The sequence below is a fragment of the Pseudomonas sp. No.21 genome, assembly GCF_054558415.1.
In genome coordinates this window covers 110,249-121,545 of the sequence record NZ_BAAJNO010000016.1, presented here as the reverse complement: position 1 = coordinate 121,545, position 11,297 = coordinate 110,249, and the positions used below count along the sequence as shown (strand labels likewise).

Sequence of the window (11,297 nt, the reverse complement as noted above, 5' to 3'; positions counted from 1 at the left end):
TATTGAAATCTTTTCGTCATCTTTTCTGCAGGGCCTGGAAACAGGCGCGGAAGCCTCTTCGAAACCATCGGCACTCGAAGCGCCAGGAGAATGCCCCCAGTGACTGCATAGCCCGCCCATTCCGCCATGTCCGCACGTACCACCCAAAGCATATGCAGCAGGGCCAATCCAAGGATCGGATAGATGAGCCGATGCAGTTGCTTCCAGCGCTTGCCAAGTCGACGAATGCTGAAGCGGTTCGACGTCACAGCCAGCGCAAGCAACATCGTGAAAGTCAGTGCACCAACAATAATGTAGGGGCGCTTGCTCAGATCCTTCGCCAACTGGCCCAGGTCCAGCCCAAGCAGAAACACCGCATAGGCACCGATATGGAAAACTGCATAGGTAAAACACCAAAGCCCCAACTGCCGGCGCACCGAAATCCAACCGCCCCACCCCGTAAATTTCTGCAACGGGGTCATACCCAACGTGATGAGTAGCAGCCAAAGCGCTCCCAGCCCAAGTCGATCGACCAGAGCCTTACCCGGATCAGGCCCCAGATCGAAGATCCAGGCTTGGTAAAGCCATAAGGAAGGCGGAACCATCGCCGACAGGAACACCACGACACGCCACAACCGATAACGCATCAGTAGAACTTCCGTAGGTCGAGACCGCTATACAGAGGTGCAACCTCGTCATAGCCATTGAACAGGCGCGTGGGGATCACATTGGGGCTGAACAACCCGCTAGGCAGTCGCCGCTCATGCGCCTGGCTCCAGCGGGGATGGTCCACTTCCGGATTCACGTTGGAATAGAAGCCGTATTCGTTAGGGGCGATGGTCTCCCAGGTCGTTTTGGGCTGATCGGCCACGAGACTGATGCGCACAATGGACTTGATGCTCTTGAACCCATACTTCCAGGGCACCACAAGACGCAAGGGCGCACCGTTCTGGTTGGGCAACACCCGCCCATACATGCCCACGGCTATCAGGGTCAGGGGATGCATCGCTTCATCCATGCGCAGCCCTTCCATATAAGGCCAATCGATCAGCGAGAACCCGGAGCGCACGCCAGCCATTTCTTCTGGAGCCAAGCGTGTTTCAAAACGCACGAACTTCGCATTGCCGGTCGGCTCCACGGACCGCAGCAGTTCGGCCAGAGGAAAGCCCAGCCAGGGGATGACCATCGACCACCCCTCCACACAACGCAGCCGGTATATACGCTCCTCCAACTGATGGGGCTTAACTAGATCTTCTATCGAGTAGGTGCCAGGCTTGCCGACCTCGCCATCGATCTTCACCTGCCAGGGTTCGACCTTGAGATTGTCGGCATAGCGGGCCGGGTCACCCTTGTTGGTGCCGAACTCATAGAAGTTGTTGTAGTGGGTCGCATCCTTGAACGGCGTCACCGCCTCGCCCCCGGCAGTCATGGCTTGCCAGCGCGCATCCTGCAACTTGCCCGAGAACCAGGCAGGTGCAGCCGCAGGTTCCACATCGGCATAGGCTGATGGGTCGGCGGCATTGATGGGCAGGGATGACAGCAAAGCAGCAGCGCCAGCTCCTGTCATGAAGGTACGACGCGACAGGTAGATGGCTTCAGGGGTGACTTCGTCTTCGCGGGAAGAGGACGCTGCGGGAGTTCGGATCAGCATGACGGCTCCACAGTTAGGACATAGGTTGCCCAGTAGACTGCGGAGCCGTGCGGAAATTACATCACTCGACGCGTTGGCGGCGACGCAGTTGCAGCAAGTATTGCACCGGTCCGGACGCTGCGTAGGCGAGGAAGATCAGCAGCAGGATACGCGGCGGATCACTGAAGACCACGGCGAACGCCAGCACAACGACCAGGATAGCGACGAAGGGTACGCGCCCTTTCAGGTCCAGGTCCTTGAAGCTGTAGTACTTGACGTTGCTGACCATCAACATCCCCGCAGCGGCTACCAGCAGCGCAACGATGAAGGACATGTTCGAGCCCTTGATGCCGAAGTCGCTGAACGCCCAGACGGTCCCCGCAACCACACCAGCGGCCGCCGGACTGGCCAGACCGATGAAATAGCGCTTGTCGGCCTTGCCGATCTGGGTGTTGAAACGCGCAAGGCGCAGCGCAGCCCCGGCCACATAGATGAATGCCACGGTCAGGCCTACGCTGTTGAGCCCGCTCAAGGCCCACTCGAACGCCAGCAGAGCCGGGGCAACGCCGAAGGCGACCATGTCGGAAAGCGAATCGTATTCGGCACCGAAGGCGCTCTGGGTATTGGTCAGACGCGCGACACGGCCATCGAGGCTATCGAGCACCATGGCGACGAAAATGGTGGCTGCAGCGACCGAAAAATTGCCGTTCATTGCGTTGATGATCGCGTAGAAACCAGCGAACAGGTTCGCGGTGGTGAACAGATTGGGCAGCAGGTAGATGCCGCGATGACGGACCTTTCGCCCTTCATCATCGTGCCCTTCTTCGACATGCTCGTCGATCGGCAGCAGGCTTTCGGCGTCAGAAGCCTCGTTAGGCTCTTCGGGACGGTCACTCATGAACAACATCCTTGCGGGGTATGCGAATGAATTTGACCGGGATGCAACTGGCAGGTTCGCGTCACGTCCCCGGTGATCAGGCTTTATACCAGAAGCGGGAGCGCCATGAAAAAACGCGGCCGTAGCCGCGTTTCTTCTTGAGCGTCGAAGACCTTAGTTCTTGGTCTTGTCGACGATCTTGTTCGCAGAGATCCACGGCATCATCGCACGCAGACGCTCGCCAACCTGCTCGATCGGGTGAGCAGCGTTGTTGCGACGGTAGGCGGTCATCGACGCGTAGTTCGAGGCGCCTTCCTGAATGAACATCTTCGCGTACTCGCCGTCCTGGATGCGCTTCAGAGCATTGCGCATGGCCTGACGGGATTCGGCGTTGATGACTTCCGGGCCGGTCACGTATTCGCCGTACTCGGCGTTGTTGGAGATCGAGTAGTTCATGTTGGCGATACCGCCTTCGTACATGAGGTCAACGATCAGCTTCAGCTCGTGCAGGCACTCGAAGTAGGCCATTTCCGGCGCGTAGCCAGCTTCGACCAGGGTTTCGAAACCGGCCTTCACCAGCTCGACGCAACCGCCGCAGAGAACGGCTTGCTCACCGAACAGGTCGGTTTCGGTCTCGTCCTTGAAGGTGGTTTCGATGATGCCGGTGCGGCCGCCGCCTACGCCGCAGGCGTAGGACAGGGCGACGTTCTTGGCATTGCCGGAAGCATCTTGGTAGATGGCGACCAGGTCAGGGATACCACCGCCCTTGACGAACTCGGAGCGAACGGTGTGGCCCGGGGCCTTCGGCGCAATCATGATCACGTCGAGGTCGGCACGTGGAACGACCTGGTTGTAGTGAATGGCGAAGCCGTGGGCGAAGGCCAGGGTGGCGCCTTTCTTCAGGTTCGGCTCGACTTCTTCCTTGTACAGCTTGGACTGGAATTCGTCGGGGGTCAGAATCATGACCAGATCAGCGGCGGCAACGGCTTCCGGCACGCTCTTCACGGTCAGGCCATGGGCCTGGGCCTTGGCGACGGTGGCGGAGCCCGGACGCAGGCCGACGGTCACGTCGACACCGGAATCCTTCAGGTTGCAGGCATGAGCGTGACCCTGGGAGCCGTAGCCGATGATGGCTACTTTCTTGCCCTGGATGATCGAGAGGTCACAGTCTTTGTCGTAATAAACTTTCATGTTCCTGGCTCTTCTAAAACGAAAGGGATGGGGTGCGCGCACCGCGACATGGGCACATTAAGCGATCCTACCCATTGCGTAAAATGATATATTCGCAACGTCATGTGCCGATATTCGAAATACTCATGGACAGCCACGCACTCAGGCTCTTTCTCTCATTGGCAGACAACCTGCACTTCGGCAAGACCAGCCGCGAGCAGCACGTCAGCCCCTCAGCGTTGAGCCGAAGCATCAAGCAACTCGAAGACGAGGTCGGCGCGCCGCTGTTCGTTCGCGACAATCGCTCGGTCCAACTGACCCGCGAAGGGCAACAGTTCCGCGAATACGCCAGTGAGGTCCTCAGCGGCTGGCAAGCCATCCGCCAGCGCTTCATGCAGGATCAGGTCGACCTGCACGGCGAGCTCTCCCTCTATTGCTCGGTAACGGCAAGCTACAGCTTCCTCTATGACATCCTCAGCAGCTTCCGCCAGGACTACCCCCGCATCGAAATGAAGCTGCACACCGGCGACCCCGCAAAGGCGGTCGAGCGGGTGCAACAGGGGCTGGAGGACCTCGCCATCGGCGCCCGGCCCGACAACCTGCCAGCCGGCGTCGACTTCCAGTCGATCACCCGCTCGGAACTGCGCTTCATCGGCCCCCAATCCCCTCAATTGCTGACGGAGGAGCAACTTAAGCAGCCCACGGCGCAAAGCTGGAGGGACGTGCCGATGATTCTTTCGGAAGAAGGCCTGGCCCGTACCCGCACCGAGCGCTGGCTGAAAAGCCACAGCATCAAGCCACGGATCTATGCGCAGGTGGCCGGCAACGAGGCCATCGTCAGCATGGTAAGCCTGGGGTTCGGCATCGGCGTGGTTCCGCAGATCGTGCTCGACAACAGCCCCCTGACAGCGCGCATCCGCATCTACGATATCCAACCGCCACTGACCGCCTACGACATCGGCCTGTTCGCCCTGGAAAAGCGCCTGAAGGATCCACTGATCGCAGCCTTCTGGAATCGCCGCCAGTAACCGAGGCAATAAAAAACCCCGCACCAGGCGGGGTTTCTCATAAGGCAGCAATCAGATGCTCAGCACCTTGTCGCCCCGGGCGATGCCGGTAACGCCACTGCGTACGGTCTCGAGGATCGACGCGGTACCAATCGCCTGGATGAAGCTGTCCAGCTTGTCGGAGGTACCGGCCAGCTGGATGGTGTAAACGCTACTGGTCACATCGACGATCTGCCCACGGAATATATCGGTGGTGCGCTTGACCTCGGCACGCTGGGCGCCAGTGGCCTTCACCTTCACCAACATCAGCTCGCGCTCGATGTGCGCGCTCTCCGACAGGTCGACCAGCTTCACAACCTCGATCAGCTTGTTGAGGTTCTTGGTGATCTGCTCGATCACGTCGTCCTGGCCCACGGTCGTCAAAGTCAGACGCGACAGGGTCGGGTCTTCGGTCGGCGCGACGGTCAGGCTTTCGATGTTGTAGTTGCGCTGGGAGAACAGGCCCACGACACGGGACAGCGCACCGGGTTCGTTCTCCAGCAACAGGGAAATGATGTGTCGCATGGTCAGGTCCGCTCCGTCTTGCTCAGCCACATATCGCGCATGGCGCCATCCCGGATCTGCATCGGATAGACGTGCTCGCTCGGATCCACCTGGATATCGAGGAACACCAGGCGGTTCTTCAGGGCGAACGCCTCTTCCATCTTCGGCTTCAGATCCTTGAGGTCGGTGATGCGCATGCCCACGTGACCATAGGCTTCTACCAGCTTGACGAAGTCAGGCAGCGATTCCATGTAGGAATGGGAATAGCGGCTGTTGTACTGCATGTCCTGCCACTGGCGGACCATGCCCAGCGCACCGTTGTTGAGGTTGACGATCTTCACCGGCAGGTCGTACTGCAAACAGGTCGACAGCTCCTGGATGTTCATCTGGATGCTGCCCTCACCGGTCACGCAGGCCACGTCGGCATCCGGGAAGTTCAGCTTCACACCCATCGCAGCAGGGAAGCCGAAGCCCATGGTGCCGAGGCCACCGGAGTTGATCCAGCGGTTGGGCTTGTTGAAACGGTAGTACTGCGCGGCGAACATCTGGTGCTGGCCCACGTCGGACGCGACGTAAGCATCGCCCTTGGTGACTTCGCACAGCGTCTCGATGACGGTCTGCGGCTTGATGATGCTGCCGTCGCCCATTTCATAGGGGAACAGGCCACGATCACCGCGCCATTCCTCGATCTGCTTCCACCAGCTGGCGACGGTCTCCTTGTTCGGGGTCTCGCCGATTTCCTTGAGGGTGGCGACCATCTCGGTGAGAACGCTGTCCACCGGGCCCACGATCGGGATGTCGGCCTTGATGGTCTTGGAGATCGACGCCGGGTCGATATCGATGTGGATGATCTTGGCGTTCGGGCAGAACTTGCTCGCGCCGTTGATCACGCGGTCGTCGAAACGCGCACCGACAGCCAGGATCACGTCAGCATGGTGCATTGCCAGGTTGGCCGTGTAGCTGCCGTGCATGCCGAGCATGCCGACGAACTGGCGATCCATCCCCGGATAGGCACCGAGCCCCATCAGCGTGTTGGTTACCGGCACGTTGAGCATCTTGGCCAGTTCGGTCAGCGGCTCGGAAGCACCGCCCATGATCACGCCGCCACCGGCGTACAGGATCGGCCGCTTGGCAGCCAGGAGCATCTCGGCCGCCTTGCGGATCTGGCCGGAGTGACCGCGAACGGCGGGGCTGTAGGAACGCAGCTTGACCTTCTTCGGGTAGCTGTACTCGAACTTCTGGGTCGGATCGCCCATGTCCTTCGGGATGTCGACCACGACCGGGCCGGGACGGCCGGACTGGGCGAGATAGAAGGCCTTCTTGATCACTTCGGGGATTTCCGAAGGATGCTTGATGATGAAGCTGTGCTTCACGATCGGGCGGGAGATACCGACCATGTCGGTTTCCTGGAAGGCGTCGGTGCCCACCATGCCGCTCGGCACCTGGCCGGACAGGACGACCATGGGGATGGAGTCCATGTAGGCAGTGGCGATGCCGGTAATGGCGTTGGTCGCGCCGGGGCCGGAAGTCACCAACACCACGCCGGGCTTGCCGGTGGCGCGTGCATAGCCGTCGGCCATGTGGGTAGCAGCCTGCTCGTGGCGCACCAGGATATGGGTGACGTCACTTTCCTTGAACAGGGCATCGTAGATATGCAGGAGGGCACCACCCGGGTACCCGTAGATGTACTTAACGCCTTCGTCACGCAACGAGCGGACGACCATTTCAGCGCCAGATAAAAGCTCCACGTTGATCACCTCTATAACGCCAGTAAACCGCCCGCGACCGGACGGCCTGAATAGGTTTGCTTGCAAGTAGTCACGTGAACGACGGGTAGTCGGACTACGTCAGCTACTGACTGAGCAAGCATCGGGGCGGCCCCTGAGAGTTGTTGCGGGGCTTTCCCACCCAGCGCGAGGTAACGCGTTGCGGGTGTAACAGGTCGGCGCGGGTATGCACCTCATCGACTATGGCAGCTACCGACTTGCGGCCGGCCCACTGACACAGCGAACCGTGGATTCTTCGGATTGGAGAAGGACAAGTCAAGCAATCCGTGCGTGTTTCTTCGATCGCGGTGCTGTGACACGCAGCAGGATGACGATAGGCGGGTTTTGGTTATAGTAATTGCCAGGTCACGATCGATCACAAGGAAACAGCATGCGTCGCATCATTTTCACGGGCAGCCTGCTGCTCGCCCTGGGCAGTTCCGCCATGGCCAGCCAGGTCTACAAATGGGTGGACGCACAGGGCGTCACCCACTTCGGTGCCCAGCCGCCGCAGGGCCAGGACGCCACGTCGATCAGCACCGGCACTGCGCAACCCAAGGAAGTGAAACCCAGTTTCGAGAACCCCTACCCCGTCCAGCCGAAGGCCGAGGAAAAGGCCGAGCCTGCCAAGCCGGCCGCCCCGGCGAACGCCGGCAGCGACGAAAAACAGAAGGCCATCGACGAGAAGGTCAAGGCCGACGTCGCCAAACAGGAAGCCGAGCGCAAGAAGTACTGCGACACCACGCGAACCAACCTCGCGCAGCTGCAGAACAACCCGCGCCTGCGAGTGGAGGAAGGGGGCCAAATGCGTCGCCTCTCCGAGGAAGAGCGGCAGGCCAAGATTGCGGAAGCCAAGAAGGCGATAGACGAAAACTGTAACTAACCGAAGATTGCTGCGGCGCGCCCGACGCCGCAGCAGACCTCATCCGATCAGACGATCGAACTCACCCAGCGCATCCAGCAACGGACGCACCTCGACGGGGCGCTCGCGATAGGCCATCTCGGCCATGGGGCGAATGCCCGACGCTTGCGGCAGATCATGCCCCGACTCCAGGATGAGTTTCATCCGCGGCAGGAAGATCCACTGCAGCCACTGCTCGAAGGCCAGCGTATCGACGCAGAACGGTTCCTGGCTGGAAAGCGCCTCCTCGCTCGGGGGCACCTCCGCCCACCAACCGAGCACGCGCAACTCACGCTCGATCAGCAGCAATTGATCGGCCACATCGGAAAGGCGCGGATCCATCAGGAACTGACCTTGGCCCGCTGGCGTGCCTGGGCGGCACCTGAAGGATCGCCCTGGCGCTCACGGGACTTGGCGACCAGCTCCCACAGGCCAGCCTGCAATGCGGGGCGGCCATTCGAGAGGCTGAGACCACGGCGGGCAAGCTGCTCGGCCTGGGCGGCATCGCCCTGGGCCAGGCGTACCTCGGCAAGACGATAGAGCACCTGCGGCTCGCGCGGCGCGATGCGCTGGGCACGCTCCAGGCTGGAAGAGGCGCCGTTGAGATCGCCACCACTCTGCTGTTGCTGGGCGGTGGTCAGCAACGCCAGGACCGGGCCATCCAGTTGCTCGTCGGCCGCCAGGCTGCCGCCGCTGGGGATACCGCTCGGCGCGGAAGGCATGCTGTAGCTACCGGTGGAGAGAGGTGCGGAGCTCGAAGGCCCCGGAGTGATCGGGCCGGGCGTGATGGGGCCGGTGCTGATCGAGCCACTGATGGGCGCGCTGGGGGCGGGCATCGCCTGGGCGGAACTGCCACTGGCACCCGGCACCATCACCACCACGCCAGCATCCTGGGCGTCGTACTGCGGCTGCTGTGCGGCGACCGGGGGACGATATCCGCCGCCAGCGCCCTCTTCCTGTTCGGACATCGGGCCACCGGAATCGACCACCGGAATGGCGTTTCGCTGGGGAGTCGCACAGCCGGTCAGCATGACCGCAACGGTCAGGACAGGAATCCACCCTTTATTCACTTCAGATCCTCTTGGTTCATTGCATCCAGCCACGGACCCAGTCCATCACCGAGTCCACTGGCGCACCCATTCCACATGGCTGGCCCGGCGCCGGCTCGCTGCCGCGAATATACGGCATCTGCACCGCACCCGGGCAGCTGGAATCCGAGCCCTGGCCACTGTGCGGATCGATCCACGCCTGCACCACGTTATCCGGCATCGGCATGTCCAGGGGTAGCGGATCGGCCTTGCGCATGAAGCTCGTCCACACCTGCAACGCACCGGTGGCGCCGGTGAGCGGCGTCTTGCCGTTGTCGTCACGGCCGAGCCATACGACAGCCAGCAGATCCTGACTGAAGCCGGCGAACCAGCTGTCACGGGAATCGTTGGTGGTCCCGGTCTTCCCGGCCAGGTTCAGCGAGCTGGGAAGCTGGGTATACACCGAGCGCCCGGTCCCCTCGCGCATGACCCGCTGCATGGCGTTCTGCACCAGGTAGATGGCGCCCGGATCGAAGCGCTGCTGGATCTGGAAGGGATAGCGCTTGAGCGGCTCGCCTTCGGCAGTCAGCACACTGCGAATCCCGCGCAAGGGCGTATTGAATCCACCGCTGGCCAGAGTCTGGTACATGGTCGCCACTTCCATCGGGCTCAGCGCACCAGCGCCGAGCAGCATCGACGGGAAGGCCGGCCACTCGCGTGAAACACCCAGCCGTTCGAGGGTTTTGAGCACGTTCGGCACGCCCAGTTCCAGGCCCAGCTTGGCGGTCGACAGGTTGTAGGAGTTGGCGAGCCCCTGATACAGGTAGATGCTGCCGTGCGCCTGGCGGTCATAGTTCTGCGGCGTCCACACCTGGCCGTCCTGCCCCTTCACCGAGAAGGGCTCGTCCTGCACCCAGCTGGTCAGCGTGTACTGGCTGGGGCGCTCCAGGGCGGTGAGATACACCGCAGGCTTGACCAGCGAACCGATCGGGCGCACGGCGTCGATCGCGCGGTTGAAGCCGGCGAAGCGCGGCTGACGACTGCCCACCAGCGCCTGGACCTCGCCCGTTTCCGGGTTGCTCACCACCATCGCGGACTCGACCTCATCGACCCCCTTGCGGCCAGCCAGGCGCTTGAGCGTCTCGTCGAGCGCGGATTCGGCCTTCAGCTGCAGGATCGGGTCGAAGCTGGTGAAGATGCGCAGCCCCTCTTCGGTGAGGTCCTCGTCGCGGTAATCCTGGCGCAGCTGGCGCTTGACCAGGTCGAGGAAAGCAGGGAACGAGCTGTCCGCCAGGCTGCCGCGCTGGGTCACACCCAGCGGCTTGGCCTTGGCCTCGGCCGCCTCTTCCGGCGTGACGATGCCCTGCTCGGCGAGCAGGTCCAGCACCAGGTTGCGGCGCTCCAGTGCGCGCTCGGGATTACGACGCGGGTTGTACTGGGACGGTCCCTTGACCATACCCACCAGTAGCGCGACCTGATGCAGCTTCAGCTCGGACAGCGGCTGGCTGAAGAAGTACTGGCTGGCGAGCCCGAAGCCATGCACGGCGCGCTGCCCGTCCTGGCCGAGGAACACCTCGTTGAGGTAGGCCTCGAGGATCTCGCGCTTGTCGTAGTGCAGCTCCAGCAGCACCGCCATCATGGCTTCGGTGGCCTTGCGGCTGATGCTGCGTTCGTTGGTCAGGTAGAAGTTCTTCACCAACTGCTGGGTCAGGGTACTGCCCCCCTGGCGCAGCTGGCCGGCGGTGGCGTTGACCCAGATGGCACGGGCGATGGACTTGAGCGAGACACCCCAGTGATTGAAGAACTCGCGATCCTCCACCGCCACCAGGGTCTCCACCAGGTAGGCAGGGACCTGGTCCAGCTTGATCAGCACACGGTCCTCGTGGTGGGCGGGGTAGAGACCGCCGATCAGCAACGGCTCGAGGCGCGCCACGGCCAGGTTGCCACCGTTGGCCTGGGTCAGGCCGGCCACGTAGTCACCGGAGAAGCGCACCTTGATCCGCTGTGCAGGCTCGGGGCCTTCGTAGAACTGGAAGCCACGGGTGTTGAGCTCCACGGCGCTGCCCGCAACGGACGCCGACCCCGGGCCATTGGCGGCGCTTTCACGGCGGTAGCCCAGCGCATCGAGCTCCTTGAGGAAGTCATCCTTGGCCAGCTTCAGGCCCACGAACAATTCCAGCGGCCGTGCATAGACCTTGGCCGGAACCGTCCAGCGCTTGCCGGAGAATTTTTCCTGGACGATGGCATCCAGGTAGATGGCGAATCCCGCCAGCACCACCAGCCCCACGAGGCCGAGCTTCAAGCCCCAGCCAAATAGGGTACGGAGGCCGCTGGAGCGGGGCTTTTTACGGGAGCGGGGGGATCGGGAACGGGTCATGGCGGCGCATTATACGCAC

General features: G+C 62.0%; 11 protein-coding genes. 2 read left to right on the top strand and 9 right to left on the bottom strand.

All coding sequences use genetic code 11. The features are described from left to right. The 4 genes from msrQ to ilvC all read right to left on the bottom strand — a co-directional run. A partial coding sequence (gene msrQ / locus ACYJSS_RS26875) for a protein-methionine-sulfoxide reductase heme-binding subunit MsrQ (protein ID WP_111260109.1) occupies positions 1-626 on the bottom strand: 626 nt, incomplete at its 3' end. Then, positions 626-1,630 (bottom strand): protein-methionine-sulfoxide reductase catalytic subunit MsrP, encoded by a 1,005-nt coding sequence (gene msrP, locus ACYJSS_RS26870; RefSeq protein WP_111260110.1) that lies wholly within the window; start codon positions 1,628-1,630, stop codon positions 626-628. The genes msrQ and msrP, both read right to left, overlap by 1 nt. 61 nt (positions 1,631-1,691) lie before the next feature. Next, complete coding sequence (gene pssA / locus ACYJSS_RS26865) at positions 1,692-2,507, bottom strand: CDP-diacylglycerol--serine O-phosphatidyltransferase (protein ID WP_111260111.1); 816 nt, start codon at positions 2,505-2,507, stop codon at positions 1,692-1,694. 153 nt (positions 2,508-2,660) lie between these two features. After that, positions 2,661-3,677 carry a ketol-acid reductoisomerase gene (gene ilvC / locus ACYJSS_RS26860; RefSeq protein WP_016494721.1) on the bottom strand — a complete coding sequence of 339 codons (1,017 nt, stop codon included), beginning with the start codon at positions 3,675-3,677 and terminating at the stop codon, positions 2,661-2,663. 125 nt (positions 3,678-3,802) lie between these two features. Between ilvC and ilvY the strand changes: the two genes are divergently transcribed. Continuing rightward, positions 3,803-4,684: an HTH-type transcriptional activator IlvY gene (gene ilvY, locus ACYJSS_RS26855; protein WP_111260112.1), complete on the top strand. Its 882-nt coding sequence runs from the start codon at positions 3,803-3,805 to the stop codon at positions 4,682-4,684. Between the two features lie 51 nt (positions 4,685-4,735). Here ilvY and ilvN read toward each other — a convergent pair whose 3' ends face one another. Continuing rightward, a complete protein-coding gene (gene ilvN / locus ACYJSS_RS26850) occupies positions 4,736-5,227 on the bottom strand; it encodes an acetolactate synthase small subunit (protein WP_021219285.1) in 492 nt (163 codons plus the stop codon). Between the two features lie 2 nt (positions 5,228-5,229). Further along, positions 5,230-6,954: an acetolactate synthase 3 large subunit gene (locus ACYJSS_RS26845; RefSeq protein WP_111260203.1), complete on the bottom strand. Its 1,725-nt coding sequence runs from the start codon at positions 6,952-6,954 to the stop codon at positions 5,230-5,232. Positions 6,955-7,363: 409 nt separating this feature from the next. On the opposite strand from ACYJSS_RS26845, the gene ACYJSS_RS26840 reads away from it, so the two are divergent. Next, positions 7,364-7,855 carry a DUF4124 domain-containing protein gene (locus tag ACYJSS_RS26840; protein WP_111260113.1) on the top strand — a complete coding sequence of 164 codons (492 nt, stop codon included), beginning with the start codon at positions 7,364-7,366 and terminating at the stop codon, positions 7,853-7,855. Between the two features lie 39 nt (positions 7,856-7,894). On the opposite strand, the gene ACYJSS_RS26835 is transcribed toward ACYJSS_RS26840, so the two are convergent. Genes ACYJSS_RS26835 through mrcB form a run of 3 tightly spaced genes read right to left on the bottom strand, consistent with a single transcriptional unit; the run spans position 7,895 to position 11,278 of the window. After that, entirely contained in the window at positions 7,895-8,215 is a 321-nt protein-coding gene (locus ACYJSS_RS26835) for a YqcC family protein (RefSeq protein ID WP_111260114.1), read from the bottom strand. Further along, complete coding sequence (locus ACYJSS_RS26830) at positions 8,215-8,943, bottom strand: tetratricopeptide repeat protein (RefSeq protein ID WP_111260115.1); 729 nt, start codon at positions 8,941-8,943, stop codon at positions 8,215-8,217. Before ACYJSS_RS26830 ends, ACYJSS_RS26835 begins: the two co-directional genes overlap by 1 nt. A 16-nt stretch (positions 8,944-8,959) precedes the next feature. After that, complete coding sequence (gene mrcB / locus ACYJSS_RS26825; RefSeq protein ID WP_111260116.1) at positions 8,960-11,278, bottom strand: penicillin-binding protein 1B; 2,319 nt, start codon at positions 11,276-11,278, stop codon at positions 8,960-8,962. Positions 11,279-11,297: the final 19 nt, after the last annotated feature.